Source organism: Citrobacter sp. RHBSTW-00029 (genome assembly GCF_014104295.1).
GTDB lineage: Bacteria > Pseudomonadota > Gammaproteobacteria > Enterobacterales > Enterobacteriaceae > Citrobacter > Citrobacter youngae.
Map to the genome: position 1 here is coordinate 2,129,646 of NZ_JABXRT010000001.1, position 18,387 is coordinate 2,148,032.

The window sequence follows — 18,387 nt, forward strand, 5'->3', positions numbered from 1 at the left end:
AGAGGAAAAAACGCAGTTTTATTCAGTTGCCAAATATAATTCTGGAATTGTGATCGTATACGAAATTTTTCGGAAATTATTGCCCCATAGCGACGCGCTTCGCGCCAAAACGGTGCAGTTTTTGCTCCATCGTTAACACCATTAGCAATCATTGTTGGAATCAGGTGACAAGAAGCAGTCAGTTCGTGGAAATTCTGCTACCATCCTTGCACTATTCATCTTACAAAGTGGCAGCGACTATGAAATTTGTCTCTTTTAATATCAACGGCCTGCGTGCCCGTCCTCATCAACTGGCAGCCATTGTCGAAAAACACCAACCGGATGTGATTGGCTTACAGGAGACAAAAGTTCACGACGATATGTTCCCTCTCGAAGAGGTAGCAAAACTGGGTTACAACGTTTTCTATCACGGTCAGAAAGGCCATTATGGTGTGGCGCTGTTGACCAAAGAGACGCCGATTGCAGTGCGCCGTGGTTTCCCAAATGATGACGAAGAGGCGCAACGCCGTATCATTATGGCGGAGATCCCGTCTCCGCTTGGCAACATCACCGTCATCAACGGCTACTTCCCACAGGGCGAAAGCCGTGACCATGAAACTAAATTCCCGGCGAAAGCGGCGTTCTATCAGAACTTACAAAACTATCTGGAGACTGAACTGAAACGCGATAATCCGGTGCTGATCATGGGTGATATGAATATCAGCCCAACCGATCTCGATATCGGCATTGGCGAAGAGAACCGTAAACGCTGGCTGCGTACCGGAAAATGTTCCTTCCTGCCGGAGGAGCGTGGGTGGATGGAACGCCTGTTGGGCTGGGGTCTGGTGGATACGTATCGTCACGCAAATCCTGAAAAGAATGACCAGTTCTCGTGGTTTGATTACCGCTCAAAAGGTTTTGACGATAACCGTGGCCTGCGTATCGATCTGCTGCTAGCGAGCAACCCATTGGCGGAACGCTGCGAAGAAACCGGCATCGACTATGAGATCCGGAGCATGGAAAAACCGTCCGACCACGCGCCAGTGTGGGCAAAATTCCGCGTCTAATTATCTGCATTTTTTCGCTCTCCGGGCCTCGCCTGGAGAGTCAGTATATTCTGTGCAAAATCAAAAAAGCGGCGGTAATACATTGTTGCGAGCGGGATTTTACTATATCTTCGCGCGCACTTTTCGCTGGTGAAAACGCATCATTGCCCACGGATTTACAGGAGACCCCCCATGAAAAAGAAGTTCGCATAAGGCAGAATACCGACTGCTTATTGTGGCAGTGCTGTTCTGCGCCCTGGCTGGGGTTTTCCACTATTTTGGTCTGTCTGACCTGATAACCAATCTCCATCATTTGCAAGATGTCATCCACCAAAGCGGGCTGTTCGGCTACGCACTTTATATTCTGCTATTTATCGTTGCGGCGCTGTGCCTGATACCCGGCAGCATACTGGTGATTGTCGGCGGTATCCTTTTCGGCCCACTGGTTGGCACGCTCATCTCTTTACTGGCAGCAACTGTTGCCTCGGCATTGTCATTTTTACTGGCACGCTGGCTTGGGCGGGAACTATTACTGAAACATGTCGGGCATACGGCGACGTTTCAGGCGATCGAAAAAGGGATTGCCCATAGCGGTATCGACTTTCTGATCCTGACCCGCCTCGTTCCACTGTTTCCTTATAATATTCAAAACTATGCTTACGGGCTGACTGCCATTCCGTTCTGGTCATTTACTCTGATTTCAGCTATCACCACGTTACCAGGTATCTTTATCTATACGCTGATGTCACACGAACTGGCCAGTGAAGGCATTACCCTGGTATTTATCGGTAAGCTCAGCGTGGCGGGGCTGGCGTTATTCGCCCTCGTTCAGGCAGCCAAAGCCTGGGCCCGGTATAAGCATATCGATCCGTCAGCAAATCATGAGTGTACGGATAAATGATAAAACGAAACAAAGCTCGGCTGGTTCGCTATTACCGGGCGAGTTTGATTGCTCTGCTGCTGCTCGCGCTGATGGCGTGGGCGTGGATACCTGGCGTGAACAATTTTCTCCACGCCAGTCTGGCGGCATTTACCACGCTCGATCAGCATGGTCTTGAAGATTTCATTCGTTCCTGGGGGCCTCAGGCCGCGGTCGTCTCGTTCTTCCTGATGATCTTACAGGCGATCATCGCCCCGCTTCCCGCTTTCCTGATCACCTTTGCGAATGCCTCATTGTTCGGCGCATTCTGGGGAGGAGTTCTCTCCTGGACCAGTGCGATGGCAGGTGCAGCACTTTGTTTTTTTATCGCCCGGGTGTTCGGTCGCGGCGCGGTGGAAAAACTGACCGGAAAAACGATGCTGAAAAATATGGACGCTTTTTTCGAGCGCTACGGTAAACACGCCATTCTGATCTGTCGCCTGTTACCTTTTGTACCGTTCGACCCGGTAAGCTACGCAGCAGGCCTGACCTCAATTCGGTTTCGCCATTTTTTCATCGCCACCGGCATCGGACAGTTACCCGCCACTATCGTCTATTCATGGGCGGGTAGCCTGTTAACCGGCGGTACATTTTGGTTTGTAACCGGCCTGTTCATCCTGTTCGCGCTGAGCGTGATGATTTCAGTGGCGAGAAGCCTTTATCTTGAACATCAACGAAAAAAAACCTGAGACTTCCCCCATTTTTAGCCATGGAGATACTATGCGTTACTGTTTATTGTGCCTGAGTTTAATGCTCTGTCCGCTGGCGACGTATGCCCAGGACGACGGCTGGCAGCAAATCAAAAATGATGCCCGCGGTCAGACGGTGTGGTTCAACGCCTGGGGTGGCGACAATGCAGTTAACCAGTATCTCGACTGGGTTAGCGGTGAGATGAAAACGCACTACGCCATTAACCTGAAAATCGTACGCCTGGCAGATGCCGCCGACGCAGTAAAACGCATCCAGACGGAAGCGGCATCCGGGCGAAAAACCGGAGGTTCTGTCGATTTATTGTGGGTTAACGGCGAAAACTTCCGCACCCTGAAAGAAGCCGGGCTACTGCAAACTCAGTGGGCGCAAACGCTGCCTAACTGGCGCTATGTTGATACCCAAAAACCGGTGACCGAAGATTTCTCCGTTCCGACGGAGGGAGCTGAATCACCGTGGGGCGGCGCCCAACTCACCTTTATTGCCCGGCGCGATCTCACCGCGCAGCCGCCGCAATCTCCGCAGGCACTGCTTGAATTTGCGCAGGCGCACCCTGGCACGGTGACCTATCCGCGCCCGCCAGACTTTACCGGCACGGCGTTTCTGGAGCAGTTGTTAATATCGCTCACCACCAAACCACAAGCATTGAAAGTTACGCCAGATGCAGCGACATTCGCCGACGTTACCGCGCCATTGTGGCTTTATCTTGATACCTTGCACCCTGTACTTTGGCGTGAAGGCAAAGATTTTCCACCCACGCCTGCGCGAATGGATGCACTGCTCAATAGCGGTACCCTGCGTTTATCATTGACCTTTAATCCGGCCCATGCATTGCAAAAAGTGGCCAGCGGCGAATTGCCTAAAAGCAGCTACAGTTTTGGTTTCTCACAGGGCATGCTCGGCAACGTGCACTTTGTTGCTATTCCGGCGAATGCCCGCGCCAGTGCCGGAGCAAAAGTCGTGGCAAACTTCCTGCTTTCGCCCGAAGCACAACTGCGTAAAGCCGACTCAACTGTCTGGGGAGATCCTTCGGTGCTTGATCCACAAAAATTACCTGTCGAACAGCGTGATGCGCTGCTGGCGCGGATCCCACAAGGACTCCCTGCCGTTCTGCCGGAACCGCATGCTGCCTGGGTAAACGCTCTGGAACAAGAATGGCTACGCCGCTACGGTACGCATTAATTTTGCTACTCTGGGCCATCATGGCGGCAGTTTATCTGCCGCTGGCGCCAGCGGCTTTCTCTCTGATAGCGCCAGCCCTTAGCCTAACCCATTGGCTGGCTCTCTTTGCCGACCCTCAACTTCCGCAGGCGTTACTGGCGACGCTGGTTTCCACAGGGCTGGCTGCCAGCGGCGCACTGATCATCGCGCTGCTGGCGATCCTCGCTTTATGGCCCGGTGCAGGCTGGGCGCGACTAAGCACCCGTCTTCCGTGGCTGCTGGCGATCCCGCATGTTGCCTTCGCCACCAGCGCGCTGTTGATTTTTGCCGAAGGCGGTAAAATCTGGCAATGGCTTCCGTTCCTCAGCCCACAGCCAGACCGTTACGGCATTGGGCTTGGCGTGACGCTGGCGGTGAAAGAGAGCGCTTTTTTGTTATGGATCCTCTCGGCTCTACTGAGTGAAAAACACCTTTCGCAGCAGGTTATCGTGCTGGATTCGCTGGGTTACAGCCGACTGCAATGCCTGAACTGGCTGGTACTGCCCGCTATCGGCCCGGCATTAGGCAAAGTTATGCTGGCGATTGTTGCCTGGTCACTCTCCGTTGTGGATGTGGCAATCGTTCTTGGCCCCGGAAATCCGCCAACGCTTGCCGTGTTGAGCTGGCAATGGCTCAGTCAGGGCGATGCCGGGCAGCAGGCTAAAGGCGCGCTCGCCAGCCTGTTGCTGGTGCTGTTGCTCTTCATCATCGCGCTGGCAGGGTATCTGTTATGGCGCGCCTGGCGCCACACCATTCCTGCGGCAACCGGTGAACGCCTGCGTTTTCCATCCTGTACAATCGAACGTTCATTAGTACAACTTTTGCCCCTTAACGGTGTGCTATGCGCACTGGTTCTGGCGCTGCTCGCCAACTATTCATCGCTAAATAGCGAGGCGCTCGGCAATAGTCTGCAACTGGGACTCGTCTCCAGCCTGCTGGCGCTACTGATACTTTTTGCCTGGCTGGAATGGGGACCGCAAACCGGACAACGTTGGGTCTGGCTACCGCTGATTTTGCCTGCACTGCCGCTGGTAACCGGCCAGTATTTGCTGGCGTTATATGCCGGGCAGGATGGACTGATGAGGACCATTATCTGGGGCCACCTGCTGTGGGTGATGCCATGGATGCTGTTTGTGCTTAAACCGGCCTGGCAGCGCATTGACCCGCGATTGATTTTGATTGCGCAAACGCTTGGCTGGACGCGGGGCCGCATATTCTGGCAGGTAAAATGCCCGCTACTGGCTCGCCCGGCTCTGATTGCCTTCGCGGTCGGATTCTCTGTCAGTATCGCCCAGTTCATGCCAACACTATGGTTAGGCGCAGGACGCTTTCCCACGTTGACCACCGAAGCGGTGGCATTAAGCAGCGGCGGTAGCACTGCGATTCTGGCAACTCAGGCGCTATGGCAGCTTCTGTTACCGCTGTTAGTTTTCGCACTCACGGCGTTTCTCGCTGCGTGGATTGGCCGCTTTCGACAAGGACTCCGCTAATGCTCATTGTGCAAAACCTTTCGTTGTACCAGGGTGCGACTGCGCTGCTGAAGAACGTTACCTTTCAGGTTAATAAAAGTGACATTGTCACGATTATGGGTTCCTCCGGCAGTGGAAAGTCTTCGCTGTTTTCGTGGATGGTCGGGGCGTTGTCACCTCAATTTCAGGCATCAGGCGAGCTGTGGCTCAACGCACGACGCGTTGACGCTCTGCCTACGGCGCAGCGCCAGATTGGCATTCTGTTTCAGGATGCACTGCTGTTTGACCATTTCAGCGTTGGGCAGAATTTACTGCTGGCCCTACCCGCCACTCTACAGGGTTCCACCAGACGACATGCGGTGGAAAGCGCTCTCGCGCGTGCGGACCTGGCCGGTTTTTATTCGCGCGATCCGGCTTCGCTCTCCGGCGGACAACGTTCGCGAGTCGCTCTGCTCCGCGCACTGCTGGCGCAGCCCCAGGCGCTGTTACTCGATGAACCCTTTAGCAGGCTGGACACGTCGCTGCGCGATACCTTTCGTCGGTGGGTCTTTACCGAGGTACGTAAGCTGGGTATTCCAGTGGTACAGGTTACCCATGACGCGCAGGATGTCCCGCCAGCAGGCCGTGTATTTCAGATGGAAAACTGGGCGTGAATGTGGCGATATGCTGCGTTAACGCAAGGTTTTTACTTAACCGGCGGCACAGAATGTCGTCCTCTTTTTTTCAACGTCGGGCTATTCGATGAAACGTGTTTCTCAAATGACCGCGCTGGCACTGGCTTTAGGGCTCGCTTGCGCTTCTTCCTGGGCTGCTGAAACAGCACAGACGCTCACCCTCGACCAGTTACAGCAAAAGCAAGGCGCGGCAATCGATACCCGTCAGAGCGCTTTTTACAACGGCTGGCCGCAGTCGCTTAATGGTCCTTCAGGACACGAACCTTCCGCACTGAACCTGTCTGCCGCCTGGCTCGACAAGATGAATGATGAACAACTCAGCGCCTGGGTTAAATCACATCAACTCAACACTGACACGCCGGTGGCACTGTATGGCAGCGATAACGACATACAGGCTGTCAAAGCCCGCCTGCAAAAAGTGGGCTTTAACCATATCTCCACCCTCAGCGATGCGCTTACGGACCCAGCCCGCCTGCAACGTCTGCCGCACTTCGAACAGCTGGTGTACCCGCAGTGGCTGCACGACCTGCAGCAGGGTAAAAACGTAACGGCTAAACCGGCGGGCGACTGGAAAGTGATTGAGGCCGCCTGGGGCGCGCCGAAGTTGTATCTGCTGAGCCACATCCCTGGTGCGGGCTACATTGATACCAACGAAGTCGAAAGCGAACCGCTGTGGAACAAAGTGTCCGACGAACAGCTCAAAACGATGCTGGCGAAGCACGGTATCCGCCATGACACCACGGTGATTTTATACGGCCGCGATGTCTATGCCGCTGCGCGCGTGGCGCAAATTATGCTGTACGCCGGCGTGAAAGATGTTCGTCTGCTCGACGGCGGTTGGCAAACCTGGTCCGACGCGGGCTTACCGGTCGAACGCGGCACTCCGCCATCGGTGAAACCAGAACCAGATTTCGGCGTGACCATTCCTGCCCAGCCGCAGCTGATGCTCGATATGGAACAGGCTCGCGGTCTGCTGCATCGCCAGGATGCGTCTTTGGTGAGCATTCGTTCATGGCCGGAATTTGTCGGTACCACCAGCGGCTATAGCTACATTAAGCCAAAAGGTGAGATTGCAGGCGCACGTTGGGGCCACGCGGGCAGTGATTCCACCCACATGGAAGATTTCCATAATCCGGATGGCACCATGCGCAGCGCGGATGACATCGCCGCCATGTGGAAGCAATGGAATATTCTGCCACAGCAGCAGGTCTCGTTCTATTGCGGTACCGGCTGGCGTGCTTCGGAAACGTTTATGTATGCCCGCGCGATGGGCTGGAAAAACGTCTCCGTTTACGACGGCGGCTGGTATGAGTGGAGCAGCAATCCAAAAAATCCGGTTGCCAGCGGTGAACGGGGTCCGGACAGCAGCAAGTAATCTCTGATTATTCCTGGCGCTGAACTGTTTTCAGCGTCAGGTATCCGCTCCAGATCCGGGTAAACGTCGTCATCCAGCACAGCGCGCCAAAGACCCACGCCATCACGGCAAAATATTCCGGGAACAGACACCCCAACACAAACAGCAAAATCGTCTCGGTACCTTCGGTCAGTCCCCCCAGATAATAAAACGATTTATGCGCGTAGCCCGGGTTATCAATTTGATGTTTCGCTGCCAGCGCGGCAAAGGCCAGAAAGCTGCTGCCGGTTCCCATAAAGGCGAACAGCAGCCAGCCGCCAGCCAGCGAGTTAGCCGCCGGATCGGCGAGCATAAAACCGAATGGTACTAAGGCGTAAAACAGAAAATCGAGCGAGATATCAAGAAATCCGCCTGCATCGGTTAGCCCTCTGCGCCGCGCCAGTGCCCCATCCAGCCCATCAAAAAGCCGATTGAGCACAATGGCCGCCAGCGCTGCCAGATACCAGCCTAACGCCAGAAATGGCAAGGCCAACACGCCAATGGCAAAACCGACCAGCGTAAGCCCGTCCGGGGTAATCGCAGGCTTATCAATAATGCCCACGCAGCGATGCAAAAGCGGTTTTAAACGCGGATGAAGATGACGGTCAAGCATGCGGGCGTCCTTTGAAGGTGTCGCACAGTCCCTGCGAAGGAATATCGAGAGCGGCATTAAAACGCGCCGAGAGATTTTGAAACGCAATCAGCGCGGTCATTTCCGTAATGGCATCATCGGTAAACTGCTGCTTCATCTGCGCTTTCAGCGCAGCGTCAACCTGTGGCGGCGTGGCGGTGATCGCATCGGCATAGGCCAGCGCTACGCGCTCTTCTGCGCTAAATAGCGCCGATTCTTGCCAGTTGGCAACCTGTAAGACTTTATCCAGCGCGCCACAGCGTTCAGCCAGGCGTAAACTGTTGGCATCAACGCAAAAAGCGCAGTGGCACACCTGAGATACGCGGGTCATCAACAGCGCGCGCATCACCGGCGTTAAACGCGCCTTTTTACGCTCCAGAAATCCGACAAACAGCGCTACCAGCCAGAACAGAAACGGCATCCGCCCCCACCAGCGCGTAGGATGTAGCACATCGCCATAATGTTTTTTCTGCGTAGCAGCGAGCGGTTTTAGACTGGAAGGGATACGCGTTAACGGCTTTACCCACGACTGAGGTTCGTTCAACGGTTGCTCCTGAATACTTTAGATAAAACAAAGATAACGATAGTATGTCATTTTCTGTCGTTAGATCTTGATGAATATAATGAAAACCCTCGACGTGGTCGCCGCTATTATTGAACGTGATGGCAAAATTTTACTGGCTCAGCGTCCGCAGCATGCGGATCAGTCAGGCATGTGGGAGTTTGCCGGCGGTAAGGTTGAGCTGGGCGAAAGTCAGCCAGATGCGCTGGCCCGTGAACTGCGTGAAGAGTTGGGCATTGAGGCAGTCGTGGGGCGCTACATTGCCAGCCATCAACGCGAGGTTTCGGGCCGACTGATTCACTTACATGCCTGGCATGTACCGTCATATCAGGGAGAACTGAAGGCGTATGAGCATCAGGATATCGTCTGGTGTTCACCCGAAGAGGCGCTGCGTTATCCGCTGGCGCCTGCCGATATCCCGTTACTGGAAGCGTTTATTCTTTTACGCGACGCCAGACCAGCGGATTCGTGCTGATGGTTTTTTCATCGCGCTGACACTGTAGCAGCACGCCATCGGCTTTAATCACCGCCCCTTCTGAATAGTTTTGATCCTGATAAATGCAGCACTGATTACATGGCTGTGCGCGCTGGCCGCTGGAACTAAACACTTCCGGCGGCACATTCACTTGCACATCCGGACGATAAAGCTGATTTGCCAGTACCCCGTTGGATAACATCACCAACGCACCTGCCATGATTAAACGGCGCATATTCTTTCCTTTTTAACTGACATCTATGCTCAGTATAACGGTATAAACCGGCAGAAACTTTAGCCCCTTCCATCATCGTTTTTGGTTATGACCCACGACGCAATATTAATTTACTTAGCGGGATTAATTTTTTCTTGCGTCTCGTCACAGTGCTGGTGGTATAGTCAAAAACTGCAAAACACTTAACACAAATATCAAAAATATAACCATATCAATACATAAGAGGTTCTTATATCTATGGATCAGACATGTTCTCTGGAGTCATTTCTTAACCATGTGCAAAAGCGCGACCCGAATCAGACCGAGTTCGCGCAAGCCGTTCGTGAGGTAATGACCACGCTGTGGCCCTTCCTCGAGCAAAACCCGCGTTATCGCCAGATGTCATTGCTGGAACGTCTGGTTGAACCGGAGCGCGTGATCCAGTTCCGCGTAGTCTGGCTTGACGACCGCAATCAGGTGCAGGTCAACCGCGCATGGCGCGTGCAGTTTAGCTCTGCCATTGGCCCATACAAAGGCGGTATGCGTTTCCATCCGTCCGTGAACCTGTCGATCCTGAAATTCCTCGGCTTCGAGCAGACGTTTAAAAATGCCCTCACCACCCTGCCAATGGGCGGGGGTAAAGGCGGGAGCGATTTCGATCCGAAAGGGAAAAGCGAAGGCGAAATCATGCGTTTCTGCCAGGCGCTGATGACCGAACTGTTCCGCCATTTAGGTCCCGATACCGACGTTCCGGCGGGCGATATCGGTGTGGGCGGCCGTGAAGTCGGCTTTATGGCCGGGATGATGAAAAAACTCTCCAACAACAGCGCCTGCGTCTTTACCGGTAAAGGTCTTTCTTTCGGCGGCAGCCTGATCCGCCCGGAAGCGACCGGCTACGGTCTGGTGTATTTCACCGAAGCGATGCTCAAACGCCATGGTCTGGGCTTTGAAGGCATGCGCGTGGCGGTTTCTGGCTCCGGTAACGTGGCGCAATTCGCCATTGAGAAAGCCATGGAGTTTGGCGCGCGGGTGGTTACCGCCTCCGATTCCAGCGGAACCGTAGTCGACGAAAGCGGATTTACCAAAGAAAAATTGGCGCGTCTGTGTGCAATCAAAGACAGTCGTGACGGTCGCGTAGCAGATTATGCCCGTGAGTTTGGCCTGACGTATCTGGAAGGCCAGCAGCCGTGGTCGGTGCCGGTCGACATCGCCCTGCCGTGTGCCACGCAGAACGAACTCGATGTGGAAGCCGCGCAAATGCTGATCGCCAACGGCGTGAAAGCTGTCGCCGAAGGGGCAAACATGCCGACCACCATCGAAGCCACCGACCTGTTCCTCGAGGCAGGTGTACTGTTCGCACCGGGTAAAGCCGCCAACGCCGGTGGCGTAGCGACATCCGGTCTGGAAATGGCGCAGAACGCCGCACGTCTGGGCTGGAAAGCGGAGAAAGTGGATGCGCGCCTGCACCACATCATGCTGGATATTCACCATGCCTGCGTTGAATACGGCGGCGAAAGCAAGCAGACCAACTACGTACGTGGCGCCAACATCGCGGGCTTCGTGAAGGTAGCCGACGCGATGCTGGGCCAGGGTGTAATTTAATATCTTCTCTGTAGACCCGTAGGTCGGATAAGGCACAGGTGCCGCATCCGGCTAAGCCTGATGCGCTATGCTTGTCAGGCCTACAAACTTACAGGCCCGCCTCTTCAGATGGCGGGCTTTTTTTCGCCGGACGTTTACGCGGCACACTCTTTTTCTTATCGCCACCACTACCGCCCGGTGCGACAATTCCGCGGAAACGTCGTACCGGCGTACTGCGCGCCTGATCGATAAGTTGATACAACGTGTCCACCAGCGGCTGCATAAAGTCCTGATAGCGACACTGTTTTTCACTGATTTGCGTCAGGATCGATTCCCAGTGCGCGGTCATATCCGGGCGCGTCGCCATTTCTGGCAACGAATGAAACAGCGCCTTTCCGGGATCCGTCGAGTGTATATAACGGCCTTTTTTCACCAGGAACCCGCGCTTAAACAACAGTTCGATAATACCTGCGCGCGTGGCTTCTGTTCCCAGTCCGTCGGTGGCACGCAGGATCTTTTTCAAATCTTTATCCTGCACAAACCGCGCGATCCCGGTCATTGCTGACAGCAGCGTGGCATCGGTAAAGTGTCGTGGTGGTTGGGTCTGACGTTCAACCACTTCGCCTTTTTCGCACAACAGCTCGTCATCTTTTGCCACCACCGGCAACGGCGTTCCGTCGTTATCTTCATCGCGCTCTTTGTTGCCAAGCAGCGTGCGCCATCCGGCTTCCGCCAGAAAACGCGCTTTGGCAACAAACTTGCCTTTGGCGATGTCCAGCTCAATAACGCACTTCCTGAATACCGCATCCGCGCAAAACTGCATCAGATACTGACGGGCAATCAGGTTGTAGATTTTCGCTTCGTTATCGTTCAGGTTGATGGACGAACTGCGCGCGGTAGGAATGATGGCGTGGTGCGCATCCACTTTTTTATCGTCCCAACAGCGGTTTCGCGTATCGGGATTGACCGCCGGTTGCGGGAGCAGATCCGGCGCATGGACGCTAATCGCGTTCAACACCGCATGACGTCCGGCAAAGTGTTCTTCTGGCAGATAGCGGCTATCCGAACGCGGATAGGTAATCAACTTATGGGTTTCATACAGCTTCTGGCAGATATCCAGAACGTTTTGTGCGCTTAAGCCAAAGCGTTTCGCCGCTTCAATCTGCAACGCCGACAGCGAAAACGGCAGCGGCGCGGATTCTGATTCCCGTTTATCGTTATAGCTGGTGACTATCGCTGGCTGACCGTTAATGCGGTTTACCACGTGTTCAGCCAGCGTGCGATTCAGCAAGCGCCCTTCTTCATCCTGATACGGCTCACATGCTTCACTCGGCTGCCAGATAGCGGTAAACCGCTCATCGGCGGGCGTTACGATATGCGCCTTTACCTCAAAGAAGTCTTTGGCGACAAAGTTTTCAATCTCTTCATCACGACGCACAACCAGCCCGAGCACCGGCGTTTGTACGCGCCCGACCGAAAGTACGCCCTGATAGCCCGCGTTACGTCCGAGAATGGTGTAAGCGCGCGTCATATTGATACCGTACAACCAGTCCGCACGCGCTCGCGCCAGCGCCGAGACGCACAGCGGGATAAACTCACTGTTGGCGCGCAGACGCTCAATAGCCCGCTCCACGGCCTGCGGGTTGAGGTCGTTAATCAGGCAACGTTGCACCTGCTGACGCTTTTCAGGCGCCAGTTGCAGGTAATCCAGCACTTCATCCACCAGCAGTTGCCCTTCACGATCGGGGTCACCGGCGTGAATAACTTCGCTGGCCTCATGCAAAAAGCGCTTAATGACGTTAAGTTGTTTGGTCACCGAGGGGCGCGGTTGCAGTTGCCACTTTTCCGGGACAATCGGCAGATCGACCAGACTCCAGCGAGCATAACGACTGTCGTAGGCGTCTGGTTGCGCCTGTTCAAGCAGGTGACCAATACACCAGGTCACCACTTGTCCATTTCCGCATTCAATAAAGCCGTCACCTTTGCGATGCGGCTTGGGTAGCACATCGGCGATGGCGCGCGCCAGACTCGGTTTTTCGGCAATAAACAACCGCATCGGGTTAACGGATCTCAACCATGGCGCGACCGCCACGAGCTTCCACTAACTCACCAATCGCGGTGAGGTCGATGCCAAACTGCGCCGCTGCGGCTTTCACTTCGGCTTCAGCTTCCGGCGTTACCGCCAGCAGTAGGCCACCGGAAGTTTGCGGATCGCAGAGCAGATCGCGTACCGACTGCGGCATTTCACCCATCAGGTGGCCGTAGCTGGCAAAGTTACGCTGGGTACCGCCGGGTACCGCACCCTGCGCGATGTACTCTTCAACGCCAGGCAGCTTAGGAATAGCCTGGTAGACAATCTGCGCCTGAACGCCTGCGCCCTGACACATCTCACTCAGGTGTCCGAGCAGACCAAAACCGGTGACGTCGGTCATGGCTTTCACGCCATCGATTTCGGCGAATGCCGCGCCGGCAATGTTCATCTGGCACATCACTTCCGTCGCCAGTCCTTTGTGTTCGTCCTTCAGCAGCGATTTTTTCTCTGCTGTCGTCAGAACGCCAATCCCCAGAGGCTTGGTCAGGAATAACTTACACCCTGCCTCTGCGGTGCTGTTTTTCTTCACGCGTTCGGTCGGCACAACGCCGGTTACCGCAAGGCCAAAGATAGGCTCAGGGGCATCAATAGAGTGACCACCCGCCAGCGCGATACCCGCCTGACGGCAGGCAAAACGTCCACCTTCGGTGACTTCGCGGGCGATTTCCGGCGCCAGCTTATCCAGCGGCCAGCCCAGAATAGCAATTGCCATAATCGGTTTGCCGCCCATAGCGAATATATCGCTGATGGCGTTAGTCGCGGCGATGCGGCCAAAATCAAACGGATTATCGACAATCGGCATAAAGAAATCGGTGGTGCTGATAACGCTGGTGCCGTTCCCCAGATCGTATACCGCCGCGTCGTCGCGAGTTTCATTACCCACCAGTAAGTTCGGATCAACAAACTTCGCCTGCTCACTGTGCAGGATGGTTTCCAGTACTTTGGGGGAAATCTTACAACCGCAACCGGCTCCGTGGCTGTATTGCGTTAAACGAATAGCGTGCTCGCTCATGGACATCTCCTGTCATTGCAATCCGGATATGGTAGCGCTCATTCCATGATGTGGTAAGAGTGACTGTCTGAATTCGGGTGTCTTTGCTCATAATCCAGACAGTTTTGCCGTTGATATCAGAAATAACGGACGAATGCGCTCGGATCGGCAAGGTTGATCGTCGTGGATGCTTTTAGCTGCGGTGTGCCCAAATAGAGGAAACCGACGATTTTATCTTGCGGGCGACAGTCGAATGCTTCACGAACGACCGCACTTTCGGTTAATGCACCACTGCGCCAGATACCGCCAAAGCCCTGGGCAATTGCGGCCATCTGCATAGCCATCACAGCACAACCGGCAGACATTTCCTGTTCCCACTGCGGAACCTTGTCGCTTTCTTCACATTTCGCCACCACGGTAATAATCAGCGGCGCGCGAAACGGTGCGCTGCGCGCTTTTTCCTGAGCTTTCTCATCGCTACCTGCGGCGATTGCGCCTTTTTCAAGCACGGCACTAAAGCGTTCGCGTCCTTCACCTTCAATCACAAAAAATTGCCACGGTTGTAGCGACTTGTGGTCTGGCGCACGCATACCAGCGCGCAGAATATTTTGCAGCTGTTCTCCCACCGGGGCCGGTTCGACAAGACGAGAAGCGCTACGACGGGTGATAAGTAATTCGAGTGCATCCATTTGCTTAACTCCAACAATGATATTTGTTCACAAAATTAACACGTGGGCGGATTTTGTTACAGCACAGGCGGCGATTCCTGCTGACAAGTGCCTGCCGGGTCATTACGATAGCCTCATCTTAACGCCTTTCTCCGGAATTTCGGGTGGCGTGTTGTTAATCGGTAGGGAGAATACATGCGAACCCTGTGGCGATTTATTGCCGGATTTTTTAAATGGACATGGCGATTACTCAATTTCGTCCGTGAATTTGTGCTTAACCTGTTCTTCATCTTGTTGGTGCTGGTGGGCGTGGGCATCTGGATGCAGGTCAGTAGCAGCAATACCAGTGAACACGCTGAGCGAGGCGCACTGCTGCTGGATATCTCGGGGGTGATTGTCGATAAGCCGTCGAGCACCAGTCGCTTAAGCGTTATTGGTCGTCAACTGTTTGGCGCCAGTTCCGATCGCCTGCAGGAAAACTCCCTGTTCGATATCGTGAATACTATTCGCCAGGCAAAAGATGATCGCAACATCACCGGCATCGTGATGGATCTGAAAAATTTTGCCGGGGCCGACCAGCCTTCCATGCAGTATATCGGTAAAGCGCTGCGGGAATTCCGCGACAGCGGTAAACCGGTCTTTGCCGTAGGCGATAACTTCAGCCAGGGGCAGTATTATCTCGCCAGTTTTGCCAACAAAATTTACCTCTCTCCACAGGGTTCCGTTGATCTGCACGGCTTTGCCACCAACGGTTTGTACTACAAGTCCCTGCTCGACAAGCTGAAAGTTTCCACGCACGTGTTCCGTGTCGGGACTTATAAGTCTGCCGTAGAACCGTTTATCCGTGATGATATGTCTCCTGCCGCGCGTGAAGCCGACAGCCGCTGGATAGGCGAGCTGTGGCAGAACTATCTCGACACGGTCGCTGCCAATCGCCAGATCCCTGCGCAGCAGGTGTTCCCGGGCGCACAGGCCATGCTGGACGGTTTGACGAAAGTCGATGGTGATACCGCGAAATATGCGCTCGACAACAAACTGGTGGATGCACTGGCCTCCAGCGCCGAAGTCGAAAAAATGCTGACCAAACAGTTTGGCTGGAGTAAAGCGGATAAAAACTACCGCTCTGTCAGCTACTACGATTACACGCTGAAAACCCCGGCAGATACCGGCGACAGCATTGGCGTTATCTTCGCCAATGGCGCGATTATGGACGGTGAAGAAACCCCTGGGAATGTGGGCGGCGACACCACTGCCGCACAGATCCGCGAAGCGCGTCTTGATCCGAAAGTGAAAGCCATTGTTCTGCGCGTTAACAGCCCTGGCGGCAGCGTCAGCGCCTCGGAAGTAATCCGTTCTGAGCTGGCAGCGGCAAAAGCGGCGGGCAAACCGGTTGTCGTTTCCATGGGTGGCATGGCGGCCTCTGGTGGGTACTGGATCTCTACGCCTGCCAGCTACATCGTGGCAAACCCCAGCACCCTGACCGGCTCCATCGGCATCTTTGGTGTTATCAACACGGTAGAAAACAGCCTGGATTCAATTGGCGTGCATACTGACGGTGTTGCAACGTCCCCACTGGCGGATATCTCCATCACCAAAGCGTTACCGCCGGAAGTGCAGCAGATGATGCAACTGAGCATTGAGAACGGCTACAAACGCTTTATCACGCTGGTTGCGGATGCGCGTAAGACAACGCCTGAGCAGATTGACAAAATCGCGCAGGGCCACGTCTGGACCGGTCAGGATGCGAAAGCCAACGGTCTGGTAGACAGCCTCGGTGATTTTGACGACGCCGTCGCGAAAGCGGCTGAGCTTGGCAAACTGAAACAGTGGCACATTGAGTATTATCAGGACGAACCAACATTCGTTGATATGGTGATGGACAGCATGTCTGGCTCCGTTCGTGCCATGCTGCCTGACGCCATTCAGGCTATGCTCCCGCCACCGCTGGCCTCTGCGGCCAGTGCAGTAAAAGCCGAAAGCGATAAGCTGGCCGCATTCAACGATCCGCAAAACCGCTATGCGTTTTGCCTGACCTGCGCCAACGTTCGCTAACTATTGACCCCTCTTCGGGATGAAGAGGGGTTTTCTTTGAGACAGAAGAAAAGTCATGCAGAAAAAATCAATTTACGTTGCCTATACCGGCGGTACCATTGGCATGCAGCGCTCAGAACAAGGTTATATTCCCGTTTCCGGTCACCTGCAGCGCCAGCTGGCGTTGATGCCTGAATTCCACCGTCCGGAGATGCCAGACTTCACCATCCACGAATACGCCCCGCTGATGGATTCCTCCGATATGACGCCGGAAGACTGGCAGCATATTGCGGAAGATATTAAAGCGCACTACGACGATTACGATGGTTTTGTCATTCTGCACGGCACCGATACCATGGCGTTTACGGCTTCGGCGCTCTCTTTTATGCTGGAAAATCTGGGCAAACCGGTAATTGTGACAGGGTCACAAATACCGCTAGCCGAGCTACGCTCAGACGGGCAAATCAACCTGCTCAATGCGCTGTACGTTGCCGCAAATTACCCGATTAATGAAGTGACTCTGTTTTTCAACAATCGACTATTTCGTGGCAACCGTACCACTAAAGCGCACGCCGATGGTTTTGACGCCTTTGCCTCACCTAACCTTGCGCCGCTGCTGGAAGCGGGGATCCACATTCGTCGGCTGGGAACACCGCCCGCACCTCACGGTACAGGTGAGTTGATTGTGCATCCTATCACTCCGCAACCGATTGGCGTGGTCACCATTTATCCTGGGATCTCCGCTGATGTAGTACGCAACTTCCTGCGCCAACCTGTAAAAGCATTAATTTTGCGCTCCTACGGCGTGGGGAATGCACCGCAGAATAAAGAGTTTCTGCAAGAACTTGAAGATGCGAGCTCGCGTGGCATCGTGGTGATAAACCTTACGCAGTGTATGTCCGGCAAGGTGAACATGGGGGGCTACGCAACAGGCAATGCGCTGGCGCATGCTGGCGTGATTGGCGGCGCGGATATGACGGTCGAAGCCACTCTCACCAAATTGCACTATTTACTGAGTCAGGAACTGGATACGCAGACGATCCGTGAAGCGATGACGCAAAATCTGCGTGGTGAGCTCACGCCTGACGATTAAAGGAGTCTATGCCCATGGCCCGAGCCTTACTGTTGGTCGATTTACAAAATGACTTTTGTGCCGGTGGTGCCCTCGCGGTCCCACAAGGTGACAGCACAATCGATATTGCCAACCGTCTGATTGACTGGTGTGCCGTACGCGGTGACACCGTCGTTGCCAGCCTGGACTGGCACCCGGCTAATCACGGCAGCTTTGCCAGCCAGCATCAGGTTGCCCCCTACAGCCAGGGACAACTCGATGGCCTGGCGCAAACCTTCTGGCCCGATCATTGCGTACAGCACAGTGAAGGAGCAAGCCTACATCCACTGCTGAAACAGCGGGCGATATCTCAAACCTTTACCAAGGGCGAGAACCCGCTGGTCGACAGTTACAGTGCGTTTTTTGATAACGGTCGTCGCCAGGCTACTGCACTGAATGCGTGGCTTCAGCAACATCATGTTACCGACCTCATCATTATGGGACTGGCAACTGATTATTGCGTCAAATTTACCGTTCTGGATGCGCTCGATTTGGGTTATACCGTCAGCGTTATTACCGATGGCTGCCGTGGCGTCAATATTCAACCCCAGGACAGTGCAAACGCCTTTATGGACATGGCGGCGGCGGGCGCAACGCTGTATACGCTTGATGACTGGCTGGAAACCCAGCGCTAATTGATGCC

18 protein-coding genes are annotated in these 18,387 nt (G+C 54.4%); 12 read left to right on the top strand and 6 right to left on the bottom strand.

The features are described 5' to 3' along the window. Window positions 1-239 precede the first annotated feature (239 nt). From xthA to HV041_RS10605, 7 genes are all read left to right on the top strand, one after another. The gene (gene xthA, locus HV041_RS10575) at window positions 240-1,046 is read left to right on the top strand and encodes an exodeoxyribonuclease III (RefSeq protein WP_121584545.1); all 807 of its coding nucleotides are present in this window, start codon (window positions 240-242) and stop codon (window positions 1,044-1,046) included. 223 nt (window positions 1,047-1,269) lie between these two features. After that, window positions 1,270-1,926 carry a TVP38/TMEM64 family protein gene (locus HV041_RS10580; RefSeq protein ID WP_167470004.1) on the top strand — a complete coding sequence of 219 codons (657 nt, stop codon included), beginning with the start codon at window positions 1,270-1,272 and terminating at the stop codon, window positions 1,924-1,926. Then, window positions 1,923-2,633, top strand: a complete 711-nt coding sequence (locus HV041_RS10585; RefSeq protein ID WP_121584544.1) for a TVP38/TMEM64 family protein — start codon at window positions 1,923-1,925, stop codon at window positions 2,631-2,633. Before HV041_RS10580 ends, HV041_RS10585 begins: the two co-directional genes overlap by 4 nt. A gap of 31 nt (window positions 2,634-2,664) precedes the next feature. Next, window positions 2,665-3,834, top strand: a complete 1,170-nt coding sequence (locus tag HV041_RS10590; RefSeq protein ID WP_121584543.1) for an ABC transporter substrate-binding protein — start codon at window positions 2,665-2,667, stop codon at window positions 3,832-3,834. Next, window positions 3,807-5,342 (top strand): thiamine ABC transporter permease, encoded by a 1,536-nt coding sequence (locus HV041_RS10595; protein WP_121584542.1) that lies wholly within the window; start codon window positions 3,807-3,809, stop codon window positions 5,340-5,342. The genes HV041_RS10590 and HV041_RS10595 overlap by 28 nt, the downstream gene beginning before the upstream one ends. After that, on the top strand, window positions 5,342-5,974 hold the full coding sequence (locus HV041_RS10600) for an ATP-binding cassette domain-containing protein (RefSeq protein ID WP_048211898.1): 633 nt from the start codon (window positions 5,342-5,344) through the stop codon (window positions 5,972-5,974). Before HV041_RS10595 ends, HV041_RS10600 begins: the two co-directional genes overlap by 1 nt. An 88-nt stretch (window positions 5,975-6,062) precedes the next feature. After that, window positions 6,063-7,370 carry a rhodanese-like domain-containing protein gene (locus tag HV041_RS10605; RefSeq protein WP_121584541.1) on the top strand — a complete coding sequence of 436 codons (1,308 nt, stop codon included), beginning with the start codon at window positions 6,063-6,065 and terminating at the stop codon, window positions 7,368-7,370. Window positions 7,371-7,377: 7 nt separating this feature from the next. Here the strand turns inward: HV041_RS10605 and HV041_RS10610 are convergent, their stop codons facing one another. Continuing rightward, complete coding sequence (locus HV041_RS10610; RefSeq protein WP_121584540.1) at window positions 7,378-8,001, bottom strand: CDP-alcohol phosphatidyltransferase family protein; 624 nt, start codon at window positions 7,999-8,001, stop codon at window positions 7,378-7,380. Further along, window positions 7,994-8,563, bottom strand: a complete 570-nt coding sequence (locus HV041_RS10615; RefSeq protein WP_048211901.1) for a carboxymuconolactone decarboxylase family protein — start codon at window positions 8,561-8,563, stop codon at window positions 7,994-7,996. Before HV041_RS10615 ends, HV041_RS10610 begins: the two co-directional genes overlap by 8 nt. A 79-nt stretch (window positions 8,564-8,642) precedes the next feature. Here HV041_RS10615 and HV041_RS10620 point away from each other — a divergent pair, with 79 nt between their 5' ends. Then, the gene (locus tag HV041_RS10620; RefSeq protein ID WP_048211902.1) at window positions 8,643-9,056 is read left to right on the top strand and encodes a pyrimidine (deoxy)nucleoside triphosphate diphosphatase; all 414 of its coding nucleotides are present in this window, start codon (window positions 8,643-8,645) and stop codon (window positions 9,054-9,056) included. On the opposite strand, the gene HV041_RS10625 is transcribed toward HV041_RS10620, so the two are convergent. Beyond that, on the bottom strand, window positions 9,016-9,291 hold the full coding sequence (locus tag HV041_RS10625) for a YnjH family protein (protein ID WP_121584539.1): 276 nt from the start codon (window positions 9,289-9,291) through the stop codon (window positions 9,016-9,018). The two genes, HV041_RS10620 and HV041_RS10625, sit on opposite strands and share 41 nt — an antisense overlap. Before the next feature lie 237 nt (window positions 9,292-9,528). On the opposite strand from HV041_RS10625, the gene gdhA reads away from it, so the two are divergent. Beyond that, window positions 9,529-10,872, top strand: coding sequence for an NADP-specific glutamate dehydrogenase (gene gdhA, locus HV041_RS10630; RefSeq protein WP_121584538.1), 1,344 nt, complete (start codon window positions 9,529-9,531; stop codon window positions 10,870-10,872). 88 nt (window positions 10,873-10,960) lie between these two features. Here gdhA and HV041_RS10635 read toward each other — a convergent pair whose 3' ends face one another. The 3 genes from HV041_RS10635 to HV041_RS10645 all read right to left on the bottom strand — a co-directional run bounded on the left by HV041_RS10635 (window position 10,961) and on the right by HV041_RS10645 (window position 14,623). Further along, window positions 10,961-12,907, bottom strand: a complete 1,947-nt coding sequence (locus HV041_RS10635; protein WP_121584537.1) for a DNA topoisomerase III — start codon at window positions 12,905-12,907, stop codon at window positions 10,961-10,963. A gap of 4 nt (window positions 12,908-12,911) precedes the next feature. Further along, a complete protein-coding gene (selD, locus tag HV041_RS10640) occupies window positions 12,912-13,955 on the bottom strand; it encodes a selenide, water dikinase SelD (RefSeq protein ID WP_048211905.1) in 1,044 nt (347 codons plus the stop codon). Between the two features lie 116 nt (window positions 13,956-14,071). Further along, window positions 14,072-14,623, bottom strand: coding sequence for an NAD(P)H nitroreductase (locus HV041_RS10645; RefSeq protein WP_121584536.1), 552 nt, complete (start codon window positions 14,621-14,623; stop codon window positions 14,072-14,074). Window positions 14,624-14,797: 174 nt separating this feature from the next. On the opposite strand from HV041_RS10645, the gene sppA reads away from it, so the two are divergent. The 3 genes from sppA to pncA are packed head-to-tail and all read left to right on the top strand — an operon-like array spanning window position 14,798 to window position 18,379. After that, a complete protein-coding gene (sppA, locus tag HV041_RS10650; RefSeq protein ID WP_121584535.1) occupies window positions 14,798-16,654 on the top strand; it encodes a signal peptide peptidase SppA in 1,857 nt (618 codons plus the stop codon). A gap of 55 nt (window positions 16,655-16,709) precedes the next feature. Further along, entirely contained in the window at window positions 16,710-17,726 is a 1,017-nt protein-coding gene (gene ansA, locus HV041_RS10655) for an asparaginase (protein ID WP_115602156.1), read from the top strand. A gap of 14 nt (window positions 17,727-17,740) precedes the next feature. Further along, window positions 17,741-18,379, top strand: a complete 639-nt coding sequence (pncA, locus tag HV041_RS10660; RefSeq protein ID WP_048211909.1) for a bifunctional nicotinamidase/pyrazinamidase — start codon at window positions 17,741-17,743, stop codon at window positions 18,377-18,379. Window positions 18,380-18,387 lie beyond the last annotated feature (8 nt).

Excerpts from the sequence above, each read along its gene's own strand:
- gdhA (WP_121584538.1), top strand. The coding sequence starts at position 9,529 with ATGGATCAGACATGTTCTCTGGAGTCATTTCTTAACCATGTGCAAAAG.
- sppA (WP_121584535.1), top strand. The coding sequence starts at position 14,798 with ATGCGAACCCTGTGGCGATTTATTGCCGGATTTTTTAAATGGACATGG.
- HV041_RS10595 (WP_121584542.1), top strand. The coding sequence starts at position 3,807 with ATGGCTACGCCGCTACGGTACGCATTAATTTTGCTACTCTGGGCCATC.
- HV041_RS10635 (WP_121584537.1), bottom strand. The coding sequence starts at position 12,907 with ATGCGGTTGTTTATTGCCGAAAAACCGAGTCTGGCGCGCGCCATCGCC.
- HV041_RS10600 (WP_048211898.1), top strand. The coding sequence starts at position 5,342 with ATGCTCATTGTGCAAAACCTTTCGTTGTACCAGGGTGCGACTGCGCTG.
- HV041_RS10620 (WP_048211902.1), top strand. The coding sequence starts at position 8,643 with ATGAAAACCCTCGACGTGGTCGCCGCTATTATTGAACGTGATGGCAAA.
- xthA (WP_121584545.1), top strand. The coding sequence starts at position 240 with ATGAAATTTGTCTCTTTTAATATCAACGGCCTGCGTGCCCGTCCTCAT.
- selD (WP_048211905.1), bottom strand. The coding sequence starts at position 13,955 with ATGAGCGAGCACGCTATTCGTTTAACGCAATACAGCCACGGAGCCGGT.
- HV041_RS10645 (WP_121584536.1), bottom strand. The coding sequence starts at position 14,623 with ATGGATGCACTCGAATTACTTATCACCCGTCGTAGCGCTTCTCGTCTT.
- HV041_RS10625 (WP_121584539.1), bottom strand. The coding sequence starts at position 9,291 with ATGCGCCGTTTAATCATGGCAGGTGCGTTGGTGATGTTATCCAACGGG.
- ansA (WP_115602156.1), top strand. The coding sequence starts at position 16,710 with ATGCAGAAAAAATCAATTTACGTTGCCTATACCGGCGGTACCATTGGC.
- HV041_RS10605 (WP_121584541.1), top strand. The coding sequence starts at position 6,063 with ATGAAACGTGTTTCTCAAATGACCGCGCTGGCACTGGCTTTAGGGCTC.
- pncA (WP_048211909.1), top strand. The coding sequence starts at position 17,741 with ATGGCCCGAGCCTTACTGTTGGTCGATTTACAAAATGACTTTTGTGCC.
- HV041_RS10590 (WP_121584543.1), top strand. The coding sequence starts at position 2,665 with ATGCGTTACTGTTTATTGTGCCTGAGTTTAATGCTCTGTCCGCTGGCG.
- HV041_RS10585 (WP_121584544.1), top strand. The coding sequence starts at position 1,923 with ATGATAAAACGAAACAAAGCTCGGCTGGTTCGCTATTACCGGGCGAGT.
- HV041_RS10610 (WP_121584540.1), bottom strand. The coding sequence starts at position 8,001 with ATGCTTGACCGTCATCTTCATCCGCGTTTAAAACCGCTTTTGCATCGC.